Genomic DNA, 21800 nt, shown 5'->3' with positions numbered 1-21800 from the left:
AGTAAAAAAGTAACAGTGCCCCGCCTATGATGGGCGCAAATCGGTATAATTACCGACCCGGCAGGCACTCAGGCCGGAATGTACCGTTATCACCGTTAAGGAGGCATTGGCCGCCGTGACAGAAAGCGCTTCCCCGTTTACTCGCCTGGATATCTGTAACCGATTCCTGGATTCCGTGCGTCATTCGAAGGTACTTGGCATGGAGGTGCTCAGCGCCGAAGAATATGCGGTCCGCACCGTATTGCCGTGGCGCGAAGACCTTGTCGGCAACCCGGAAAACGGGGTCATGCATGGTGGTGCCATTTTCGCCATGATGGACCAGGCCGGAGGAATGGCGGTGACATGTCGTACTTTTCCGACCTTCGAAATCACCCCCACTATCGACTTCAGACTGGATCATCTTCGCGGTCCGGCCAAAGGGGCATCGGTGATCTGCGAGGCCAGCTGCTATCGATTGACTGACCACGTGGCGTTCGTGCGCCTGACCAGCTGGGAAGAGGGTAATGAGGACGAGCCCATCGCAACCGGGCTGGCAACCTATACACGACTCAAGATCGATACTGCGGGCAAGGTGGTGGGCCAATGAAAGCACTGAAGAACCTGATTGAAGAATGCCGCAGTGGTGAAACAGATTATCAGGAACTGGTCGATCGAGTTCCCTACGCCCGGTTTCTGGGCATCAAGGTTATCGCCCAGGGGGACGAGCTTACTTTCGTGCTTCCCAAGCATGACAACGTGATTGGTAACCCTACCTTGCCCGCCTTGCATGGTGGGGCCGTGGCCGGGTTCATGGAGCAGGCTGCCATTATCTTCATTCTGTTGCAGATGGGCGAGCCCAGGGTGCCCAAAACCATCGATTTCACCATCGATTATCTGCGTGCTGGCCATTTCCGCGATACCTACGCCGAGTGCAGCGTCACCCGGCTGGGGCGGCGAATAGCCAATGTGCACATCAGTGCCTGGCAAAAGAACCGCCAGGAACCCATCACCATCGCCCGCGCCCATTTCCTGCTTTCAGAAGATAACGCCTGATGCCCGACGCCTGACGCCTGACGCCTGACGCTACAGATCCCGGGGACTGTTATTAGCGTCGGGCGTTCGGCGTCAAGCATCCGGCGTGCAATTGTGCTTTCGCGCCATGAATCCGACCGAATGTCACTCAAACCCATTTCCCAGACCTTGTGTCAGCGTTAGCGTGGAGAGATACCCATAACAACGCGAGCAGGTGTCCGAATGAAAATAACCAGAGTGACCACCCCGCCTACCCATATCAGCATCTACCATAACTGGGATGGTCCCGGCGCCGAGGACATAGAGGAGAAGCTTTCGCCACAACATGTCGAGGATGTGGTGGAGATCTTTCAGACACCACTGACAGGACATTACAACTGGGATTATGCCTCCGCTGATGGTCGCATCCGCAAGCTGTATCGGCTTGGCAAGGCGCTGAACTGGAATGCGGACCTGGATCTGGACTGGAGCCAGGATTTTCCCCGCAGTGAAATCCCCATGGATGAATCGTTCAATCCCTTCAACGGCTGGGCCCCGTTCGAGGCAATGGGCGACGATGAAAAACTGCGGTTCGGTTGGCACAACCTGGCCTGGATGCCTGGGAGCCTCTTAATAACGCCTTGCATGCTCAGTCTTTCAGACTGATTCACAATCTAGGCGCACTTTTGAAGGCATGCTGGTTGCCTGTCGAGAAAGTGCAACAACGAGTGTGGATCAGCCTGGAAGACCCGGAGGGCGAGGCCTGAAGCGCCCATCTGTTGTGCCTTGCCTCTCGGAAAGGGAAACACCCTGACCAGCGAGACAAGACACAACAGCTGCACGCTTCAGGCCACGCTGAGCACGCAAGGCGTTATTAAGAGGCTCCCTTCCCAGTTCATGCATGGAGAACAGGGTGCCTTGCTGGTGGCATCACAATTGGCCAGTTGTGCTCCTACCTATGATGCCAAACTGTATGCCGCCAGCCAGACCTTTGATGAGGCGCGCCATGTTGAGGCTTTCACTCGTTACCTGCAGGAAAAAGTGGGGATCCTGTATCCAGTCAATCCCAACCTCAAGTCACTGCTGGACAAGATCCTTTCTGACCCTCGCTGGGATCTGAAATTCATTGGCATGCAGATCATCATTGAGGGGCTGGCACTGGCTGCTTTCAATACGCTGAAGATGACCGCGAAAGACCCGCTTCTCAAGCAGTTGGTGCATCTGGTGATTCGCGACGAGGCTCGTCATGTAACCTTTGGTGTCAATTACTTGGAGGACTTTGTTAAATCACTTTCTCATGAGGAAAGGGAGGACCGGGCGCACTTTGCCTATGAGGCATGCGTGGTCATGCGCGAGCGTTTGATCAGTACCGAAGTGTTCGAGCATTTCGGCTGGGACGTGGACGCTGCCCGTGAACAGGTACTCTCATCGACGATCATGGGCCAGTTCCGCAACCTGTTGTTCACCCGCATCATGCCTAACCTGAAGCGGATTGGTCTGCTTACTGAATCCGTGCGTCCCCGTTTCGAATCCCTGGGACTGCTGCAGTTCGAAAATCTGGTGGATGACGGAGAGGTGGACTGGGCAGAGCTGTCTCGGCCTCTCTATGAGTCATCGTGAACAAAGATCTGCCAGAAAGGCTGAAAAACCTAAAGCCTGGTGTCTGTAGAGCGTCAGGCGTCAGGCATCTGGCATCCAGCACCCAACTTGTCATTGGCAAATACGTGTACGCGGCCCACAGTAACAGGCTGCGCCAGTGCCTGTTGTGTGGCCAGGTAGGCATGCTCCAAGGCTTGATAGCCCTGTTCGAGACGGTTGGGGCCACTGCGGGGCAGTCCATCGATCGTCAGTGTGACCAGATTGGTACGTTGCGGCGGCTCCAGCGCTGCACTTTGGCGTGATCGCCACGGGGAGCGGGACTGCAGGTGATGATACAGTACCCGCTCTCCGGGCCAGCTACTTGCCAGCCCATGACGGTCGGCGATGCCGCCATCCCAGTAACGCTGGCCGTCGATGCTTGCTGGCTGGAACAGACCGGGCACGGCGCAGGAGGCGTAGATGGCTTCCACGGCAGCGCCACTGCGTAACACTCTGGTGCGTCGGGTGCGCCCGTGCCAGGCAGACACCGCAACCGGGGTGGGGGCCTGGGACAGATCCGATATGGGCAGTAATGATGCCAGCATGGCGCGAAAATGAGCGCCTCTGAGCAGCCCCATACCCGGGGAAGGGTCCCAGAAATCCTGTTTTGTCAGCGACAATAGCCGCGCTTCAAGACGGTCCAGCGGGCAACCGGCGGCGACACAGGCTCCTACCAGGGCGCCGGCACTGGAACCGGTAAAACGCGCAGGCGTAATGCCGTTCTCATGCAGGGCTTTGACAACCCCAAAGTGGGCAAAGAAACCAAAAAAGCCGGACGACATCCCCAGGGTGAATGGGCGGCTGGCGAGCCAGTCCATGAAAAGCGGGGCAGGCAGTGACACAAGGCGAATCCTTAGGAATGAACAGTAGCAAGCGTACCGCGAGCACCCTGCAACACTCAATCTTGCTGATGGCCGTTGCTGCCACCGCGCTGGGCCAGACACTGGTTTTCACCCTGTTGCCGTCCCTGGGCAGGGCCACCGGGATGGCGGAGATGGAAGTGGGGCTGATTATCAGCTGCTCCGCCCTGATCTTTGCTCTTGCCAGCCCGGTGTGGGGCACAATGAGTGAATCACTGGGCCGAAAAACGGTATTGGTGATTGGCCTGACAGGTTACTCACTAGGCACGCTCATGTTTGCTCTGGTCTTTCAGGCCGGGCTGAAGGGTTGGATGACTGGCGGCTTGTTGCTCGCCGGGCTGGTGCTCAGTCGCATGTTGCAGGCGGCCATCATGGCAGCCACCCCCGCGGCAGCGGCGGCCTATACCGCCGATATCACCACCCCGGCGCAGCGAACCCAGGGTATGGGGCGAATCGGGGCGGCCAATAATCTGGGCACCGTGGTGGGGCCCGTGTCCGGCGGCATCCTGGCGGCGGTGACACTGGTGTTTCCGCTTTATGCGGTGTCCGTGCTCACTGCACTGATGGCGGTGGGTACCGCCATTTTTCTGCCGCCTTCACCCCAGGTGAGAACCCGTCATACCCTGGGGCTGGTGCAAACACTCAAAAAAGGACTGGGGGCCTATGCGGACCCTCGTCTGCGGGATCTGTTGATGACCGGGGTCATGCTGTTCATGAGCTTCGCGCTGATTCAGCAGACCCTCGGCTTCCTGTTCCAGGATCATTTTCACATGTCTCCCCAGGCTGCTGCGCGCACGCTTGGCATGACCATGATGGCTGCCGCCATTACCTCCCTGTCCGGGCAGATCATCGTGGTTCAGTGGTTGCGGGCACCCGCCACGCTGCTCATCGCCATGGCGGTGCCTGCCATTGGGGGCGGGGCGCTGCTGCTGTGGTTGGCCCAATCTCAGCTGGTGATGAGTGCGGCTGTGCTGCTGGTGGGACTGGGGCTGGGCTTCGGCATGCCTGCCATCATGTCGCTGGCCAGTCTGCGGGTGGGGCATGAAGAACAGGGCAGGGTGGCCGGGCTGGCCAGTGCCTGTCCTGCGCTGGGCTTTATCCTGGGCCCCCTGGTGGGCACCGGTCTCTACACGCTGGATCACCGCTGGCCCTATCTGCTGGTCATGGTGTTGTTGCTGCCTCTGTCCCTGCTCGCCTGGCGGCTGGTGAGAAGTTCCGCAACCCCGGTGGAGTAACACGATCCGTGTTACCTCGCGATAACGATAGACGGGTGCATTTAGCGGGTGATTGAAGCCTTCTCCCTTGCCAGCAGGGCGGCCTTGCGCTCCACCCCCCAGCGATAGCCGGAGAGGCTTCCATCGCGACGGATGATCCGGTGGCAAGGCACCGCAAGGGCGAGCACATTGGCTGCACAGGCGCCTGCCACGGCCCGAGCCCCGCCCCGCTTGCCAAGCTGCTCCGCCAGCGCCTGGTAATCCAGGGTGCTCCCCACCGGGATGTGGCGCAGGGCTTCCCAGACCTGCTGTTGAAACACGGTCCCGCGGATATCCAGTGGCAGATCCAGGGATTGGGATGGATTATCAACAAGACCAATCACCTGACTGACCCAGATATTGAAGTCAGCATCCGGCGGGCAGAGCTCGGCACGGGAAAAATGGCGCTGAAGGTCCTCCAGTTGGGCTTCTGCATCTTCGCCTAACGAGATCCAGCAAAGTCCCTTACTGGTTGCCGCCACGACCATGGCGCCGAGGGCGGTTGCTGCCACGGCAAAAGTAATTACCTCGCCACGGCCGGCTTGCCGGTGACTGCCGGGGGGCAGGCTGCTGAATTGTCGGAATTCTTCATAGAACTGGCTGCTGGACCGGTATCCGGTTTTTTCCATGGCTTCGCTGGCGGTGCGACTGGTCGCCAGGGCGGGATAGAGGCGTTGCTGCCGTAATGCCTTGGCGTATTCAAATGGCGTTATGCCAGTGATACGGGTGAACGTTTTCTGCAAATGGGCGATGGAGTACTGCATGGCACTGGCCATGGCCTCAAGACTCGAGTTGTCCGGGTGCTCGGCTATCCATTCACAGATCCGTGCCACCAAAGACGGGGCCTGAGGGACTTTGTCGAGAGGGCGGCAGCGTTTGCACGGGCGATAACCCTGTCTCAGGGCCTCGTTACAGCAATTGAAGAAACGCACATTTTCCCGCTTGGGCAAACGCGAGGGGCAGCCTGGCTTGCAGACAATACCGGTGGTGATGACGCCGTAGAAGAATGGCGACTGTGCCTGGGGTTGTCGGGCACAGAGTAGCTGCCATCGCAGGCTGTCCTGTTGGGGGGCATGGGCGTGCTGTGTTCTCATCACCGTACTCACTGATTACTCGCTCTAATCATGCCTTCATCCCGTGATCACTGCATCCGGGATCCTGTGATCACATTCAGGAAACAGGGGGCGAGGGGGTGAGGAGGGGAGCGGGCCTAGTCCGCATCGTTGGACCTCGGGCAGCATAGAACGCTCTATTGTCGAGGCAGGGAGAACGGGAAAGCAGCAGAGAGCGGGTGAAGCGTCTGGTTAAACAAAAACGGCAGGCCGAAGCCTGCCGTTCCATTCACCCGGAGAGGATTAACCCGGGAAAGATTATTTGGTGTAGGGCATCAGTGTCAGTTCAACCCGGCGGTTCTGCTCACGGCCGCTGGCGGTACCGTTGCTGGCAATAGGCTGGGTTTCACCGAAACCTACCACGTCCATACGCACTTGCTGCACGCCAAAGCCGCCAAGCTTGTTGGCAACAGACTGGGCGCGTTGCTGGGAAAGCAGCAGGTTGTAGCGATCGCCACCGGTGCTGTCAGTATGGCCCGCCACCTGGATCATGGTGGATTCATACTCGTTGAGCACTTCGGCAACTGCGTCCAGCACGGGGGTGAAGCTGGGCTTCACGGAGCTGCTGTCCGTATCAAAGGTCAGGTTGCCCGGCATATTGAGAATGATATTCTCACCATCACGGGTAACAGACACGCCGGCGCCTTCCATTTTCTGGCGCAGCTTGGCTTCCTGAACGTCCATGTAGTAACCCACACCACCGCCTGTGACAGCGCCAATGCCGGCACCGGCGAGCGCGCGTTCTTTACGTTCCTTGGCGCTGTCAGAGGTGGCGATACCGATCAGTGCACCAGCAACCGCACCAATGGCCGCACCGGAAGTGGCTTTGGAGGTTTGTTTCTCCCCGGTGTAGGGATTGATGGTGCTGCAGCCGGTGATGACCACAGCACTGGCAAGCACCAGAGAACCCGCAAAACGTTTCATTGAAGCTCCTTGGAGGATAAAAATGTATTTGGTTTTTTTAATGGTTTAGGCACGTTTTAACCATAGCGACGGTGTAAAAGCTGGTAAAGTCCCGCCACCATAATTTGCCAACCTTACCCATAAAGGACCGCAGTGACAGTGATAAGTTCGACGTTTACACCGCCCCCCCTCAAGGCACTGGACAAACGCCTGCGCGTGTCGCGCTGGTATTTTGCGCCAAGGTTGCGAGGTGCCGGGAACGTGGATCCACAACGTCCTGCGCTGTTTGTCGGTAATCATGGACTCTACGGGCTGATTGATTCACCGCTTTTCATGGCTGAACTGTATCGTGAGACCGGCGTGTATCCCAGGGCGTTGGGCGATCACTTTCATTTTCAGGTGCCGGGTTGGGGGCCCCTGCTGACCCGTTTTGGCGCCGTGGATGGCACGCCGGAAAACTGCAAGGCGCTGATGGAAAGCGGCCAACATGTTCTGGTTTTCCCCGGCGGCGCCCGGGAGGTGGCCATGCGCAAGGATGAGGCACACAAGCTGGTGTGGAAAAAGCGTACCGGGTTCGCCCGCATGGCCATTTCTCATGGCTATGACATCATTCCCTTTGCCTCTGCAGGCTGTGATTACACCTATGACATTCTTTTTGACGGTGAGGGTTTCAAGCATTCCCGCCTGGGTAAACGGGTGCTGAACAATGCGAAGGTGAATCGCGTTTTGCGCGATGGCGACTTGTTCATGCCGGTATCTCGTGGGGTGGGACCTACGTTGCTACCCAGGCCCGAGCCTCTCTGGTTCGAGATTGGCAAGCCCATTACCACGCAACGGTGGGCTGGCCGTGCTGATGACAAGGAGGCATGCTGGGCGTTACGCGAGGAGGTGGCATCCTCTATTGAGAGCATGTTGGCAGGGCTGGAGAAGGACCGGGCCGCTGCGCGGAAAAAGGGGTGGCGCAAGTGGTTGCTGAAGGACAGGGACGGCCGCTGAGCCGTGTCCGAATAAGTCCATTCGCTGTCCCGCAACGCCAGTGAAAGTCCCCTGATTCAGCGCTAACATGCGAAAAAATCAGGAGAATTTCCATGCGACGCTGGAATGGCTGGGGCGATAGCGCCAACGAGTACCCCCTCAAATCGTCCGGATTACAGTTTCTGCAGTCCCGTCTGGGCAGTGCCACCCCGCTGCAGGATGCCGAGCTGGCCACGGTACTTGCCCAGGTGCCGCCAAGCCGGCTTGATCACCACCCCCTGCTGGATACCTCTGCAGAAATCCGCGTACGCCATGCCCGTGGACAAAGCCTGCCTGACTGGCTCGCCATGCGTTCAGGCGATTTTGGCCATTTCCCCGATGGGGTGGCTGAACCGGAAACCTCTGATCAGGTGAGAGAATTGCTGGACTGGGCGGCCAGCAACGGTGTGACCGTGATTCCCTATGGTGGCGGCACCTCCGTGGCTGGACACATTAATCCGCAGCCCAGCGATAAACCCATCCTGACCCTTTCCCTTGCGCGGATGAATCGCCTGCTCGAACTGGATCGAGAGAGCCAGATCGCTACCTTCGGGGCAGGAACACCGGGGCCTCTGGTTGAGCAACAGCTCAAGGCCCAGGGCTATACCCTTGGGCATTTCCCGCAATCCTGGGAGCTGTCCACGGTGGGAGGCTGGGTGGCCAGTCGTTCCAGTGGGCAGCAATCCATGCGCTATGGTCGTATCGAGCAAATGTTCGCCGGCGGCCGTATCGAGACGCCCCGAGGCAGCCTGGACATCCCGGCCATTCCGGCGTCTTCAGCCGGGCCGGATATCAGGGAAATTGTGCTTGGCTCCGAAGGGCGACTGGGTGTCATTACCGAAGTTAAGGTCAGAGTCACGCCATTACCGGAAACCGAAACCTTTCAGGTAGCGTTTGCCCCGAATTGGGATGTTGCGGTGGAACTGGTGAGGGGGCTGACACAGTCCCGCCTGCCGTTATCCATGTTGCGTGTGTCCAATGCGGAAGAGACGCGCACCCACCTGATGTTGGCCGGTCATGAAAAACTGGTATCCCTGTTGCATCGCTATCTTTCACTGCGAGGCTGTGGTGACCAGAAGTGCATGATCACCTTTGGTGTTACCGGCGAGAAGGCGCAAACCCGCCATGTACTTGCCACCTGCAAACGTCGCATCAAGGACGCGGGTGGTGTGATGGTGGGCGAACTACTGGGAAAAAAGTGGGAAGAGTCCCGCTTCCGGTCACCGTACCTTCGTCATGGCCTGTGGGAACATGGTTATGTGGTGGATACGTTTGAGACTGCAGTGAACTGGAACCGGGTAACCGGTGCCATGACCGCCATGGAGCAGGCTGTCAGGGATCATGCGGGTGATGGTGAGCAGGTGCATGTATTTACCCATTTGTCACACCTTTATCCGCAAGGTTCCAGTATCTATACCACGTATGTGTTCCGTTGCTCGGACAGCTACGACAAGACCTTGCAACGCTGGCAAGCCATGAAAAACGCCGCCAGTGAAGCGATTGTTGCCCATGGCGGGACTGTCAGCCACCAGCATGGCGTTGGCCGTGATCATGCCCCCTGGCTTCACCATGAGAAAGGTGAACAGGGAATGCAGATCCTCAGCGAGCTGATCCATGCCATGGACCCACATCAGCAGCTCAATCCGGGCTGTCTGATCCGGGACCAGGACTGAGAACAGGGAAAGAGTGATGCTAGGCAAACGGCAAGAGATCAAGGAACTGGGGGATCAGCAGTGGGATTTGCTGGTCATTGGTGGCGGCATTACCGGTGCAGGGGTGCTGCTTGAGGCTGCCCGCCGCGGGCTCAACGTTTTGCTCGTGGAGCAGCGCGATTACGCCTGGGGTACCTCCAGTCGCTCTTCCAAGATGGTCCATGGTGGTTTGCGTTACATTGCCCAGGGTGATGTGAAACTGACACGCCACTCCCTGCTGGAGCGTGAGCGTCTGTTAAAAGAATTGCCTGGCCTGGTAGAGCGCGCAACCTACTTGTTCCCACTCAGGAAAGGGGTGTTTCCCGGGCGCTGGCCCATGAAAGCGGTGCTGTGGCTTTATGACTTTCTTGCCGGTATTCGTGATCATCGCTATCTCTCATTGCAGCAGGTCAAGGAGCGGGCCCCCGCGTTGAACACCGAAGGGCTAACCGGTGCCATGAGTTACACCGATGCCCTGACAGACGATTGCCGCCTGGTCATGCGCACTTTGCTGGAAGCGGGCCGCCATGGCGGTGTGGCTTGCAACTATCTCAAGGTCACCGGTGTGGACAATCAGGGAAGCGGGTTCGCGGTTACTCTTCATGATCAGGTCAACGACCAGCAGGGCACCATCAAGGCGAGCCAGGTTATCAATGCCACCGGTGCCTGGGCAGACCGTTTCTCTGGCAGCGAGTCCCGGGTGCGCCCCTTGCGAGGCAGTCACCTTTTCGTGGATCCCCAGCGCTTGCCCGCCACGGACTGCCTGACAGTCATGCACCCGGATGACGGTCGTCCGGTCTTCGTTTTTCCCTGGGAGGGCGTCACCTGCGTGGGTACAACGGATCTGGACCATCCCCAGGACATGGATATCGAAGCCAGTGCCTCAAGCAAGGAAGTGGATTACCTGTTAACGCTCATCAACAGTCAATTCCCCGGGCGGGACATTACCCGAGAGGATATTTTTGCCACCATCGCAGGTGTGCGGCCTGTGATCGCCTCCGGCAAGGGCGTGGATCCATCCAAAGAACGTCGTGACCACGCCGTCTGGGGAGATAATGGCGTCGTCACCGTGAGTGGTGGCAAGCTCACCACCTTCCGTCTGATTGCACTGGATGCGCTGCTGGCGACCGGACTGATTGATGAGGCGGCGCATCGTCGCGGCCAGAAAACCCGCGAGCCCATGTACCAGTCACTGGCTGCGGCGCCAGCCCCGGTGGAGGATTTTCTCCATGCCGAACAGGATGACGAGGCCTTCATCCAATGGCTGCTGGAGGAGGAAGCAGTGGTCCATCTGGATGATCTGATGCTGCGCCGCACCCGACTGGGGCTTACACGACCCAATGCCGGCGAAGCGGTGCTCACGCGCCGACGTGAGCAGATCCAGCAGGCCCTCGATTGGGATGATTCTCGCTGGCAGGAAGAAATGACACGTTATCTGCAGATTCACCAGCAGTATTACGGTGTGCCGGCGGAGCTTACTGCCACACGCAGGGCCAGCTGATGTCAGGCCCTTTGTTACTGGCTCTGGATCAGGGTACCCAGAGCGCCCGAGCCATGCTGTTTGATGAGGCCGGTGAGCTGGTCGCCAAATCCCAGCGGCATATCGAGCCCTATGTGGCCCCTCAACCCGGCTGGGCGGAACAGGATGCAGATTATTTCTGGGAAGAGCTGGGGCAGGCTTGCCAGTCTCTCTGGCTGGATCATCCCGAGCTGAAGTCCCGTGTTATCGGCATGTCGCTCACGACTCAACGTGCCTCGGTGGTGTGTCTGGATACACGCATGAAACCGTTGCGACCGGCTATTATCTGGCTGGACCAGCGACGTACTGCCACGCCGCCCGCGCTGCCATTCTGGCTCGCTGCACCGGTCAAGCTGCTGGGGCAGGGGGAAACCCTGAGACAGTTCAAAGCCAAGGCAGAATGCAACTGGCTGGCTGATGATGAGCCGGAGCTGTGGTCGCGCACCGCGCACTTTCTGCTGCTGTCCGGTTATCTCAATTACCGTCTTACCGGGGAACTGCGTGACTGTACCGCTTCCCAGGTGGGCTATATCCCTTACGATTATAAACGCCACCAATGGGCAGCCGGTCACGATCTCAAGTGGAAAGCGCTGCGGGTTAATCGCAAGCAGCTGCCTGAGCTGGTGGCGCCGGGTGAAACCCTGGGCAAGGTGAGTGCAGCTGCCAGTCGGCATACCGGGATCCCTGAAGGCCTGCCTGTGATCGCCAGTGGGGCAGACAAGGCCTGCGAAGTGCTGGGCGCCGGTGCCTTTTCCCCGGAGGTGGGTAACCTGAGTTACGGCACCACGGCCACCTTCAACACCTGCAATGCTCGCTATGTGGAGCCGATTCCCTTTGTTCCTGCCTACGGAGCTGCGATACCAAACCGGTACAACTCCGAGATCATCGTTCAGCGGGGCTACTGGATGGTGAACTGGTTCAAGCGGGAGTTTGCCCGTGAGGAAATGGATCGGGCTGAACAACTGGGGGTGCCTGCCGAATCACTGTTTGAGGCATTTTTGGAGCAGACTCCGCCGGGGGCGATGGGGCTTACCTTGCAACCGTTCTGGAATCCCGGTGTTCGTATTCCGGGACCGGAAGCCAAGGGGGCGATCGTCGGCTTTGGGGATGTTCATACCCGTGCACACCTTTACCGCGCCATCATCGAAGGCATCGCCTACGCCTTGCGTGAAGGCAAGGAGCGGCTTGAAAAGCGCAATGGTGTGCCGATCACACATCTGAAAGTTTCAGGGGGTGGCTCTCAGAGTGATGCCATCATGCAGATTACCGCGGATATCTTTGGCCTGCCGGCGGAGCGCCCGCATACCACGGAAACGTCCGGGCTGGGCGCGGCCATCAATATCGCCGTGACCATGGGCGTCCATGCCGACCATGAAATGGCGGTGTCTGCCATGACCCGGCCCGGGGCGCGTTTCATGCCGCGACAGGAATACAACACCACGTATGACCGGCTATACCGTCAGGTTTACCAGCGGTTGTACCCCCGATTGGCGCCGCTATACCGCTCCATCCGTGAAATTACCGGCTATCCCGCTCGTTGACGGGCACTCTTTGACGATCGTGACCTGTGGCCGGCACGCCTGTGGTAGGCTCACCGTTTTGTTGTGAGAATGGTTGATGCGTCTGCGAGTCACCTTGATGACCAGCCTCTTGGCCTTGCTGCCTGCGCTGTCAGTTCAGGCTGAAGATTCGGCCACACTGACGGCTCTGCGCGCTGATTTGTCGAGCGGGTCTTTACGCCCCTTGCTGGACCGCCAGCGTATCATTGAGATCCCTGATGCATTACAGGAGCAATGGCTGGCAGACAGCCCGTTCCGTTCCTTTGCAGTGACCGGATTCAATGAAAACGGGCAACGCTTTGCGGCACGGATTCGCCTGCATTTGATCAGTGATGATCATGAAGATGCCTTGCCGACTGTGACCTTTATTCGGGTGAGCGGCACGCCTGGATCCAGCTACCGAATTGACCAGTTTCACGATTACGCCAGCGGCCTCGATCTGGCGGCACTGGAAGCAGAAAAGGCATGGTTGCTGTCAGGGGAGGGCAAGGCCTTCCTTGCCATGCTGTCTCAACAACCGGATAACACGGCTCTGGCGCCGCTTGCCCGGGGTAGACCGGCAGCGCTGGCATTGTGGCTGGCGCAATGCATGGGCCGGCCCTGTGAAAACACGGCTCTGACCGCCCAGATACCGACCGATAGTCCTGCGTTTTCGCACGTGCAGCGAGGCTTTATGGCAGGGGATCAGGAGCAGGTTGCCGATAGCATCGTTGAACTGCATCGGGCGCTGGGCGATGACCCCTGGCTGTGGCGTACCCTGGGGCTACAGGCCCACCAGTACGGGCATTGTCAGTGGGTTCTGGATGAGATGCAGCGCGGCTGGATGGAACATCCGGACAACACACCGCTGGCAGACACGACGTTACAGTGCACCCTGGCTACTCTTGATCCTGAGCAGCAGGAGCTCGATGATCAGGGAACTGCTTTTATGCAACGGCTGTCACAGCAGATAGGCCGGGACAACCTGGCACGGGCAATTTCCGAATATTACCGGCAGTATCCACATCCGCAGCCTGCCGCGCTACAGGCATGGACCGCGGCCTCCAGAAAGGAGTAAACCATGCGCGTTTCCGATATGGCACGGCAGGCTGACACCACCGGCGAAACCGTACGTCACTACACGGATATCGGCTTGCTCAAACCCCGGAGGGATCCGGGAAATGGCTATCGGCATTATGATCTTGCTGATCTGCGTCTGCTCCGCTTTGCCCTCAAGGCACGGTCACTGGGCTTTACCCTGGCGGATATTCTGGCGCTGGCAGCAGCCTCAGAACAGGGTGAGACTCCCTGCGGGCAGGTCCGGAATCTGATCGAAGTACGTCTGGCAGAGGTGGAAGCACGTATCGAAGAATTGCAGGCCTTGAGCCAGCGTATGCGCTCTGCCATGAACGACTGGCAAGGCAAGCCGGACTGCCATCTGGATGACGGGCGTGTATGCGGTCTGATAGATGCGGTGGTGGGGGAGGACGAAGCCGGACGTTGAACGCCGGCTTCGTCGCAGGGACCCTTTATTTCGGGTTCTTGGTCTTTTCCTTGTCTTTATCGGCAGCCACTTTTTCAGCCGCCGCTTCTGCCCGTGCTTCCGCCTTGGCTTCTTCCTTGGCCACATCTTCCTTCACCAGCCCCAGCACATGCCAGCCGGCCTTGGGCTCCGGTTGCGTTTCAGCCGTAAACACCTGCACCCGGTCGCGGGGATCAATGGCGAATAGAGGCCACACCTGGCGCCCGGCTGTATTGCGATAGGCCTCGAAGTCGAATTCCTCGGTGAGACGGGTCTTGCGAATCTCTGCACCCTGGCTGAGCAAGCTGGCCAGTCGCGCATAACTCATGTCTGGTCCAAACAGTGTGGCCCCGCGGTGTTCCGGGGCAACCTCGTGTTTGACTTCCTTTTCGCTTTTCTGCGTGGGCAGGCTGAATATGTTCTGTTCACCAAATTCAATCCGGTAACGCATGGTGGACATGGTGTTCAGCTCACGACGTGGGCTCAGGCCCAGTAGCTTGCCCAAACCGATAAGGTCCAGGTATTGGTCAGCATGTTGCGAAACCGGGTTACCGTAGAAGGTTCCCAGGCCTTCCATGCGAGCTGCGCGAATGGATTCCCAGCTGGAATCTGTCACCGTGACCGGAAACTGGTTCTTTTGCAGCGCCGCCCCGATGGCGCGGGCAACCGGGTTGGCGCCAATAATCAGGAAGCCACGCGGGGCCGGTTCGGCGACTTTAAGCAATCGGGCCAGTGGGCGGGCGGTAAGGCTCTGCAGTGCTACCGTGCCGATGATCACCATGAAGGTGAGGGGGACCAGCATCTCTGCCCCTTCTACCCCATTTTGCTGGAGCCGTTCTGCAAACAGGGCAGAGATCGCTGCAGCCACAATCCCCCGCGGGGCAATCCAGGCCAGCAGGGATTTTTCCCGCCAGTTGAGGGTGGACCCCATGGTGGAAACCAGCACCGACAGCGGTCGCGCTACCAGCTGGATAATCACCAGTACCGCCAGTGCGGTGGCACTCAGCTGGCTCAGCTCTTCCATTTCCAGCCGGGCGGCCAGCACAATAAAGAGCACCGAGATCAACATGACCGACAGATTCTCCTTGAAGTGGAGAATGTCATCGGTGCGCACCCCCTTGCGGTTGGCCAGCACAATGCCCGTGGCGGTGACCGCGACCAGACCGGATTCTTCACTCAGGCCGTTGGCGAGCACAAATTCGCCTATCACCAGAGAAAGTACCAGGAAGCTACGGAGATATTCCGGAATCAAATGGCGCCGCAGCAGTTCCGCAAGGCCCAGCGCCACCACGGTACCAATCACGCCACCCACCAGGAGGGCCTGGACGAATAACCACAGGGAATGAAGAACCGCTCCGTCCTGACCGGTGGCCACCACCAGCTCGTAGGCCAGTACGGCGAGGATGGCACCGATGGGATCAATCACGATGCCTTCCCAGCGCAGCAGGCGAGATACGCTGCTAACCGGGCGGACACTTCGCAACAGCGGAACGATAACGGTGGGGCCGGTGACCACCACCAGGGCGCCAAACAGCAATGCCAGGCCCAGTGGCAGTTCCAGCAGCCACCAGGCGGACAGGGTTACCACGGACCAGGTAATCAGGGCACCCCAGGTCACCAGTCGCCGGACCGTCTTTTCAAGACCCCGGATTTCGTCGAAGCGGAGCGTCATTGCCCCTTCAAAAAGAATGATGGAAACCGCCAGCGAGACCCCGGGTAGCAGCAGGTCGCCAAACAGGCCCTGGGGATCAACGATGCCGGTGAGAGGGCCCAGCGCCAGCCCGGTGAGCAGCAAGGGAAGAATGGCTGGCAGTTTGATACGCCACGCCAGCCACTGGCAGGCAAAGGCGACAACCGTGATGATGGCCAACTGAAACGCGATATCTAGATCCATACATCCCCCCGGTAACGGTCAGGTGTCTGGGAACAGGATTGGGCGGGGATCAGGCAGAAAAAGGTGGCAGCCGGGCAGACATCGCCGGCGCGCCATTCGGTTGACGCAGAAAGCATGCAGTACACTCATAATGGTTCGGGCTAATAGTCACAGCCTGTTCAGCCACTGGCAACTGCTTTCTGGGCCCTTTTACGTTTTGAGGGGTTCAGGTGCTTGCTTCATGATCAATTCATGAATCCGGTTCAAATCTTGGTGAAGCGGCGGTTTGGCTGGGCTAGACTTGCCGCTCTTTTCTCCTGACGGAAGTGATTTATGCCAACCATCAGCCCCGGACGTCTTGCCATCATTCTTGGCACCCTGATCGCATTGGGGCCCCTGGCGATTGACACCTATCTACCTGCACTGGTGACCATGGCCGGCCATTTTCAGGTACCGATCCATGATGTGGAGATTTCCGTGAGCGTCTATGTGCTCGGCGTGGCTGCAGGGCAGTGGTTGGGCGGTCCCTTCTCCGACCAGTTTGGCCGCAAGCCGGTTGCCTATATCGGACTGGTCATGTTTGTGGCGGGCAGTCTGCTGATTCCCTTTGCTTCGGATGTGGAACAACTCTACCTGCTACGTTTCCTTCAGGCCCTGGGCGGGGGCGCCACAGCGGTCATCGCCGCGGCCTCTGTGCGTGATCACTTCTCCGGCAAGGAGGCCGCCAGGGTACTCACTTCCATTGGCCTTGTGATGCTGCTTGCGCCTCTTTTGGCCCCGGCGATTGGCTCCTTTCTACTGCATCTGGCGGGCTGGGAAAGTATTTTCTTCATGCTGGCACTGTACGGCCTGCTACTGGCGCTGGTGGTCGCGTTTCTGTTGCCAAAGGTGCCCTCACAGGGCGGCGAGGAGCCCCTTCGCAAAAGGCTGTTCACGTCCTATGGCCGGGTAATCCGCCAGCGTCGGGCCATGGGCTTTATTCTGGCCAACGGTCTGTCTTTTAGTGCCATGTTCACTTTCATTACCGATGCAGCCTTTCTGTATATGGACTACTTCGGGCTCAGTGCCGCACAGTTTCCCATCGCGTTTGGCGCCAATGTGGTCACCATGCTGGCAATGAACCGGCTGAATGTGGTGTTGCTGAGGTACTACGACACGGCAGCAATCATGCGGGTGGGGCTGATGATTCAGAGCAGCGCCGCAGTGATCCTGCTGGCGCTGGCCGTGACCGGATTCTTGACGCTGTGGATGGTTATTCCGCTGATCATGGTGGTGTGCGGAATGATGGCACTGGTGATGCCCAACGGCATTGCCTGCTTCCTGAGCTTGTTTGAGCGTGACAGCGGGGCGGCCACAGGGCTCAATGGCGCACTGCAATTTCTGCTGGCAGGCATTGTGGGGACCGTGCTGGGGACCTTGCACAATGGCACACCGCTGCCCATGACCCTGTTGATGGTGATTGCCAGCGTCGCTGCGCTGGCATTGTTCCTGTTGTTGACGCCTGAAAAACACAGCGCGCCACGTCACTGACGGTTGTGCTGTTTCTCCTTCAAGGGAGGCAGGGCGATCGCCAGCAACGTCAATACCAGGGGTAACAGCCAGGGCAGGGCAAGCCAGGCGCTTAGCGGCAGTTCACCATCAAATAGCCGCTCACCCAGGGGCCACAGGGCAACAGCGTGAATCAGGGTGGCCAGCAGAGCGGCTCCGCCCGCCATGAACAGCGCCTGAAAAGCGGCCGTCTTGCGAAGCAAGCGGTTGTCTGCGCCCAACGTTACCAACAGACGGTTGTCACGACGCAATTGTTCAGCGGTGGTCAGCAATGCCGCCCCCAGCACCAGCAGGGCTGCGATCATCAGCAAGGCGCCGACCATAAACGCAGCCTGGCTGGCCTGGGCCACAATCTCCTGCAGATTCTCAAGAATGGCATTCACATCAAGCAGGCTGATTTGCGGATAAAGCGCGACAAGCTCGCCCAGCTCCGCACTGTTTTCCACGGGCATGTAGAAGCTCGTAATCCAGGTCCGATTCTGTGAATCCAGGGTCCCTTCGGCAAACATGAAATAGAAGTTGGGCGCGAAGCTTTCCCAGTCAACCTCCCGCAACCCGGTGACGGTGGCCGTGATCGGCGTGGCTGATCCGGTGAAGGTGAGCTCGTCACCCAGGGCCAGCCCCAGTGATTCGGCCAGCTTGGTTTCCACAGTGACTTCACCGGGCTGCCCGGCAAGATGGCCTTCGCTCATCACGTTGCTGTCCGGCAGGCTATTACTTTCGGTCAGAGACAGGTCACGGTTGAGTGCTCTTTCAGCGCGATCTTCTTCCTTTGTCACAGCGTCCCGTACGGATTCGCCGTTGATGGCGGTGAGACGGGCACGCACTACAGGGTAGAGGGGCTGGGATTCGCTGCCATGCTGGTCCAGCCATTTTCTGAATCCGTCCAGGTCCTGGTCGAACAGGTTGATCACGAAATAGTTAGGCGCCTGCTCAGGCAAGGTGCTCTGCCAGTCATCCAGCAATTGTCGACCCGCCTGCATGGACATGGCCAGGACGGACAAGGAAATAATCAGTGCGGCCAACAGGGGCAGGGTGGTGGCCTTGCGACGACTGAGCCGACGGAATGCCAGCCTTACTGGCAGCGAACTGTTTCGTAGCAGCCGGTCCACCAGCATGACCAGTGGCCAGAGCAGCGCCGGCAGGCCGATAGCCACGGCACAGGTGAGCAGAAGCAGAGGCCAAAGGGTGGTGAGGGAGCCGGTGAGCAACAACGCCAGTGGGATGGGGGTCAGCAGGGCAATTACCAGGGGGGCTCTGGATGCCTGTTCGTCCGCGCTGCGCAGTAAGGAAAGGGGAGACAATGACAGTTGTTGCCACAGGGTGGGGGCTGCAAACCCCAGCCAAAGCAGGACCGGCCCGGTCAGGCCCTGAAACGCCGCCGGCCACTGGTTACCGATGTGGCTGTCGAGCCGTTCGGCAATGAATGCGCCCAGTAGGGATGCTACTGCCACGCCCAGTATTGCCGGGACCAGCAGGGCAAGCGCATCACTACCCAGTAGCCGTTGTGCTATTTGTCGTTGAGAGGCGCCCACCGTTTTCATGACGGCACAAAGCGTCTGTTGTTGGCGAGCCCGGTAGCGGGAGGTGAGAAAAATGGCGGCAGCGCAAAGTAGTACCACCAGCATGATGGCCAGCTGCGACCACAGGAACAGCTGCTGGATGGGGCCCCGTTCCCGCAACTGCGTGTTGGCAACGGTCTCCACTTCCTGGTCGGGGCGCAGGGTGGGTTGCAATGCGGCCTGGAGGGATTCCCGTTGAGTGTCGTCTGCGGCAACCAGCAGATGATGGCGATAGCGACTGCCCGCGCCAAGCACGCCAGTGCTCTCCAGATCGGACAGGGCGATCAGGGCCCGCGGGTTCATACTGTAGAAACCGGATTGCTGATCAGGCTCCTGAATAATTACCCGCTCAATCACCAACTCGCGCTCACCCAGAGAAAGCGTATCTCCCACAGAAAGCTGCAAGCGGTCCAGCGCCTGACCTGCCAGCCAGATATGGCCAGAGGTTGGCCCGGACGGGGCGATGTAAGGGGAAGAAAATCGGTCGTTACTGATTTGCAGATCACCGTAGAGCGGGTAGCTCTGTGAGACAGCTCGCACGCTGGCCAGCAGGAACTGCTCGTCATGCATGAGTACGCTGGCGAAGTTGGCGGTTTCAGTGTGAGGCAGCGACAACAATAATTCTCGCTGTTCGGGTTCAGGAAGACGGGTACCTTCCAGAACCAGGTCACCCCCAAGTGCCACTGCGGTGCGCTGGTTAAAGCGATCATCAACACTGTTACGCAGTACCAGCATGGTGGTCATCGCCAGCGCGGCGATGAAAATAGCCAGTGCCTGTAACCGGAATGCGTTGGAGCGCCAGGCTTTAATCACTGAGCTGCCCCTCATTCAGCGTGAACGCGTGCTGACACCGTTCGGCCAGCGCCGGGTCATGGGTCACCAGCACCAGCGCAGTACCTTGTTCCTTGTTCAGCTGGAAAAGCAGATCTGCCACGTGCTGGCCGTTGGCATAATCCAGACTGCCGGTGGGCTCGTCAGCAAACAGCAGGGCAGGGGAGACGGCAAATGCCCTGGCCAGCGCAACGCGTTGCTGTTCCCCGCCGGATAGCTGGGCAGGATAGTGATGTTGGCGTTTGCCCAGTCCCACCTGCTCGAGCCACTGCTGTGCAGTCTTCCGTGGGCCTGAACGGCCAAGAATCTCCAGGGGCAACATCACATTCTCAATGGCCGTCAAATCGGCCACCAACTGGAATTGCTGAAAAACGAAGCCACAGTGTTGTCCCCTGCGGCGTGCACGCTGGTCTTCATTCAGATCACTGAACGATTCGCCCTTGAGAGTGACTAAACCGGAAGTGGGGGTATCCAGGCCTGCCAGCAACGATAGCAATGTGGACTTGCCAGAGCCTGAAGGCCCGGTAATGGCAACGCTATCTCCGGGGAAGACGTCGAACGTGATATTCTGCAGGAGTTTCAGGTTCCCTTCCGGGCCGTTAACCTCTTTACCAAGGTGCTGTGCGCTTAATACCGGAGAAGTGTCATTCATGTTTGTCAGGCTACTCATGTTGCAGCGTCGTCAGGTAATGGCTGTGCTGATGTTTGTGACCGCAATTCTGGTCTCGGGTTCTGTCCAGGCACAGTCTGTATTGATTCTTGGCGATAGTATCAGTGCCGCCTACGGGATGGAAAAGTCCCAGGGCTGGGTACATATGTTCGAACAGAAGCTGAAACCCTATTGCAGCAATGCACGGGTGATCAATGCGTCAGTAAGCGGGGAAACCACCGCCGGTGGAAAATCCCGGCTGCCTGAATTGCTGGGTACCCACAAGCCGGACATCGTGGTGATTGAGCTGGGTGGCAACGATGGTTTGCGTGGGCTGTCCCCCATTGCCATGCGCAACAACCTGGAAGCCATGATTGCCCTGAGTCGTGACAGTGGTGCCACCCCGGTACTGTTGGGCATGCGGATTCCGCCCAATTACGGGCCACAGTACACTCGCTTGTTCGAGCAACAGTTTCGCCAGGTTGCCAGTCAGCAGGGGGTTGCCTTCCTGCCTTTCTTTCTGGAAGGGATTCTCGACAACGGAGGCTTTCAGGAGGATGGCATTCACCCCACGGTAGAGGCGCAATCACTGTTGTTGCGCAATGCAGAATCCGTACTCGGGCCAGTGCTTCCCGATTGCTATGCCGGGAACGAAGGGGTTGATCAGGGGGATGAACATGTTTGATCTCATGTCGCCCTGGGAAAGTATTCTGGATTATTGGTTCGAGGACGGCATGAGCCGTGGCTGGCCCAGTGATCCCGCCACCCGCAAGTGGTTTCGAGCGACCAAGGGCGATGATGCTGAAATCGAACACCGCTTTGGTGATGCGGTCAGCGCGGCCCTGCAGCAGGAGCTGGTGGAGTGGGAGCGGCACCCTGAATCAAGGCTGGCCCTGATTCTGCTTCTCGATCAGTTCACTCGCCATATCTATCGCGGAAGCGCCAATGCCTTTGCCGGCGATCACCGTGCTGCCACACTGGCTGTGGAAGGGCTGTCACGGCGCATGAATACACAGCTGCCGGTGTGCGGGCAGGTGTTTTTCGTGATGCCGTTAATGCACGCCGAGGATCCTGATCTACAGGACCTGTGTATCCAGACGCTGATGGACGTGGAAAAACAGGCCCCCGACTTTGCTGCCAGTCATGTGAAACTGCACTTGGCATCTGCTCGACACCACGCCGAAATCATTCGCCGTTTTCAGCGTTTCCCGCACCGTAACAAGGTGCTGGGGCGGGAAAGCACCAGGGAGGAGCTGAGCTTTCTGGATGAGAGTGGGCGTTTTGGGCAATAACGTTT

General features: G+C 58.7%; 20 protein-coding genes. 14 read left to right on the top strand and 6 right to left on the bottom strand.

Annotated elements, in window-relative coordinates:
* The first annotated feature begins 115 nt into the window (after nt 1-115).
* The 4 genes from HF945_RS08045 (at nt 116) to HF945_RS08030 (ending at nt 2610) form a co-directional block, all read left to right on the top strand.
* Nucleotides 116-586, top strand: coding sequence for a PaaI family thioesterase (locus HF945_RS08045; RefSeq protein ID WP_290525217.1), 471 nt, complete (start codon nt 116-118; stop codon nt 584-586).
* On the top strand, nt 583-1032 hold the full coding sequence (locus HF945_RS08040; RefSeq protein ID WP_290525216.1) for a PaaI family thioesterase: 450 nt from the start codon (nt 583-585) through the stop codon (nt 1030-1032). The genes HF945_RS08045 and HF945_RS08040 overlap by 4 nt, the downstream gene beginning before the upstream one ends.
* 201 nt (nt 1033-1233) lie before the next feature.
* Nucleotides 1234-1656, top strand: a complete 423-nt coding sequence (locus tag HF945_RS08035; protein WP_290525215.1) for a hypothetical protein — start codon at nt 1234-1236, stop codon at nt 1654-1656.
* A gap of 231 nt (nt 1657-1887) precedes the next feature.
* The gene (locus HF945_RS08030; protein ID WP_290525214.1) at nt 1888-2610 is read left to right on the top strand and encodes a ferritin-like domain-containing protein; all 723 of its coding nucleotides are present in this window, start codon (nt 1888-1890) and stop codon (nt 2608-2610) included.
* A gap of 53 nt (nt 2611-2663) precedes the next feature.
* Here HF945_RS08030 and HF945_RS08025 read toward each other — a convergent pair whose 3' ends face one another.
* Nucleotides 2664-3470, bottom strand: a complete 807-nt coding sequence (locus tag HF945_RS08025; RefSeq protein WP_290525213.1) for a patatin-like phospholipase family protein — start codon at nt 3468-3470, stop codon at nt 2664-2666.
* 17 nt (nt 3471-3487) lie between these two features.
* Between HF945_RS08025 and HF945_RS08020 the strand changes: the two genes are divergently transcribed.
* Nucleotides 3488-4723, top strand: coding sequence for an MFS transporter (locus HF945_RS08020; protein WP_290525212.1), 1236 nt, complete (start codon nt 3488-3490; stop codon nt 4721-4723).
* 41 nt (nt 4724-4764) lie between these two features.
* Here the strand turns inward: HF945_RS08020 and HF945_RS08015 are convergent, their stop codons facing one another.
* Nucleotides 4765-5835, bottom strand: coding sequence for a methylated-DNA--[protein]-cysteine S-methyltransferase (locus HF945_RS08015; RefSeq protein WP_290525211.1), 1071 nt, complete (start codon nt 5833-5835; stop codon nt 4765-4767).
* A 276-nt stretch (nt 5836-6111) separates the two neighbouring features.
* Nucleotides 6112-6777 carry an OmpA family protein gene (locus HF945_RS08010; RefSeq protein WP_290525210.1) on the bottom strand — a complete coding sequence of 222 codons (666 nt, stop codon included), beginning with the start codon at nt 6775-6777 and terminating at the stop codon, nt 6112-6114.
* A 132-nt stretch (nt 6778-6909) separates the two neighbouring features.
* Between HF945_RS08010 and HF945_RS08005 the strand changes: the two genes are divergently transcribed.
* From HF945_RS08005 to HF945_RS07980, 6 genes are all read left to right on the top strand, one after another.
* The gene (locus HF945_RS08005; protein ID WP_366492832.1) at nt 6910-7752 is read left to right on the top strand and encodes a lysophospholipid acyltransferase family protein; all 843 of its coding nucleotides are present in this window, start codon (nt 6910-6912) and stop codon (nt 7750-7752) included.
* Between the two features lie 92 nt (nt 7753-7844).
* Nucleotides 7845-9443, top strand: a complete 1599-nt coding sequence (locus tag HF945_RS08000) for an FAD-binding oxidoreductase (protein ID WP_290525208.1) — start codon at nt 7845-7847, stop codon at nt 9441-9443.
* Between the two features lie 16 nt (nt 9444-9459).
* Nucleotides 9460-10962, top strand: coding sequence for a glycerol-3-phosphate dehydrogenase/oxidase (locus tag HF945_RS07995; protein WP_290525207.1), 1503 nt, complete (start codon nt 9460-9462; stop codon nt 10960-10962).
* The gene (locus HF945_RS07990; protein ID WP_290525206.1) at nt 10962-12521 is read left to right on the top strand and encodes an FGGY-family carbohydrate kinase; all 1560 of its coding nucleotides are present in this window, start codon (nt 10962-10964) and stop codon (nt 12519-12521) included. The genes HF945_RS07995 and HF945_RS07990 overlap by 1 nt, the downstream gene beginning before the upstream one ends.
* Nucleotides 12522-12618: 97 nt before the next feature.
* Nucleotides 12619-13596, top strand: a complete 978-nt coding sequence (locus tag HF945_RS07985; RefSeq protein WP_290525205.1) for a hypothetical protein — start codon at nt 12619-12621, stop codon at nt 13594-13596.
* Between the two features lie 3 nt (nt 13597-13599).
* Nucleotides 13600-14022, top strand: a complete 423-nt coding sequence (locus HF945_RS07980; RefSeq protein ID WP_290525204.1) for a MerR family DNA-binding protein — start codon at nt 13600-13602, stop codon at nt 14020-14022.
* A 25-nt stretch (nt 14023-14047) separates the two neighbouring features.
* Here the strand turns inward: HF945_RS07980 and HF945_RS07975 are convergent, their stop codons facing one another.
* Nucleotides 14048-15934, bottom strand: coding sequence for a sodium:proton antiporter (locus HF945_RS07975; protein WP_290525203.1), 1887 nt, complete (start codon nt 15932-15934; stop codon nt 14048-14050).
* A gap of 312 nt (nt 15935-16246) precedes the next feature.
* Between HF945_RS07975 and HF945_RS07970 the strand changes: the two genes are divergently transcribed.
* A complete protein-coding gene (locus HF945_RS07970) occupies nt 16247-17443 on the top strand; it encodes a multidrug effflux MFS transporter (RefSeq protein ID WP_290525202.1) in 1197 nt (398 codons plus the stop codon).
* Here HF945_RS07970 and HF945_RS07965 read toward each other — a convergent pair.
* Together HF945_RS07965 and HF945_RS07960 are read right to left on the bottom strand one after the other, a co-directional pair.
* On the bottom strand, nt 17437-19836 hold the full coding sequence (locus tag HF945_RS07965; protein ID WP_290525201.1) for an FtsX-like permease family protein: 2400 nt from the start codon (nt 19834-19836) through the stop codon (nt 17437-17439). The two genes, HF945_RS07970 and HF945_RS07965, sit on opposite strands and share 7 nt — an antisense overlap.
* The gene (locus tag HF945_RS07960) at nt 19829-20506 is read right to left on the bottom strand and encodes an ABC transporter ATP-binding protein (protein ID WP_290525200.1); all 678 of its coding nucleotides are present in this window, start codon (nt 20504-20506) and stop codon (nt 19829-19831) included. Before HF945_RS07960 ends, HF945_RS07965 begins: the two co-directional genes overlap by 8 nt.
* Here HF945_RS07960 and HF945_RS07955 point away from each other — a divergent pair.
* Nucleotides 20505-21188 (top strand): arylesterase, encoded by a 684-nt coding sequence (locus HF945_RS07955; protein WP_290525199.1) that lies wholly within the window; start codon nt 20505-20507, stop codon nt 21186-21188. The genes HF945_RS07960 and HF945_RS07955 overlap by 2 nt on opposite strands.
* Complete coding sequence (locus HF945_RS07950) at nt 21181-21795, top strand: DUF924 family protein (RefSeq protein WP_290525198.1); 615 nt, start codon at nt 21181-21183, stop codon at nt 21793-21795. Before HF945_RS07955 ends, HF945_RS07950 begins: the two co-directional genes overlap by 8 nt.
* Nucleotides 21796-21800: the final 5 nt, after the last annotated feature.

This window comes from Alcanivorax sp., from assembly GCF_017794965.1.
Classification (GTDB): Bacteria; Pseudomonadota; Gammaproteobacteria; order Pseudomonadales; family Alcanivoracaceae; genus Alcanivorax.
Note: the sequence above shows the minus strand (reverse complement) of the source record. Positions and strands in the feature narration are given on the sequence as shown.

Bases quoted from the DNA above. Each gene is read 5' to 3' on its own strand.
- HF945_RS08015 (WP_290525211.1), bottom strand. From the start codon at position 5,835: ATGAGAACACAGCACGCCCATGCCCCCCAACAGGACAGCCTGCGATGG.
- HF945_RS08040 (WP_290525216.1), top strand. From the start codon at position 583: ATGAAAGCACTGAAGAACCTGATTGAAGAATGCCGCAGTGGTGAAACA.
- HF945_RS07975 (WP_290525203.1), bottom strand. From the start codon at position 15,934: ATGGATCTAGATATCGCGTTTCAGTTGGCCATCATCACGGTTGTCGCC.
- HF945_RS07990 (WP_290525206.1), top strand. From the start codon at position 10,962: ATGTCAGGCCCTTTGTTACTGGCTCTGGATCAGGGTACCCAGAGCGCC.
- HF945_RS07985 (WP_290525205.1), top strand. From the start codon at position 12,619: ATGACCAGCCTCTTGGCCTTGCTGCCTGCGCTGTCAGTTCAGGCTGAA.
- HF945_RS07950 (WP_290525198.1), top strand. From the start codon at position 21,181: ATGTTTGATCTCATGTCGCCCTGGGAAAGTATTCTGGATTATTGGTTC.
- HF945_RS07995 (WP_290525207.1), top strand. From the start codon at position 9,460: ATGCTAGGCAAACGGCAAGAGATCAAGGAACTGGGGGATCAGCAGTGG.
- HF945_RS08020 (WP_290525212.1), top strand. From the start codon at position 3,488: ATGAACAGTAGCAAGCGTACCGCGAGCACCCTGCAACACTCAATCTTG.
- HF945_RS07970 (WP_290525202.1), top strand. From the start codon at position 16,247: ATGCCAACCATCAGCCCCGGACGTCTTGCCATCATTCTTGGCACCCTG.
- HF945_RS08010 (WP_290525210.1), bottom strand. From the start codon at position 6,777: ATGAAACGTTTTGCGGGTTCTCTGGTGCTTGCCAGTGCTGTGGTCATC.
- HF945_RS07960 (WP_290525200.1), bottom strand. From the start codon at position 20,506: ATGAATGACACTTCTCCGGTATTAAGCGCACAGCACCTTGGTAAAGAG.
- HF945_RS08000 (WP_290525208.1), top strand. From the start codon at position 7,845: ATGCGACGCTGGAATGGCTGGGGCGATAGCGCCAACGAGTACCCCCTC.
- HF945_RS08035 (WP_290525215.1), top strand. From the start codon at position 1,234: ATGAAAATAACCAGAGTGACCACCCCGCCTACCCATATCAGCATCTAC.
- HF945_RS07980 (WP_290525204.1), top strand. From the start codon at position 13,600: ATGCGCGTTTCCGATATGGCACGGCAGGCTGACACCACCGGCGAAACC.
- HF945_RS07955 (WP_290525199.1), top strand. From the start codon at position 20,505: ATGTTTGTCAGGCTACTCATGTTGCAGCGTCGTCAGGTAATGGCTGTG.
- HF945_RS08030 (WP_290525214.1), top strand. From the start codon at position 1,888: ATGCATGGAGAACAGGGTGCCTTGCTGGTGGCATCACAATTGGCCAGT.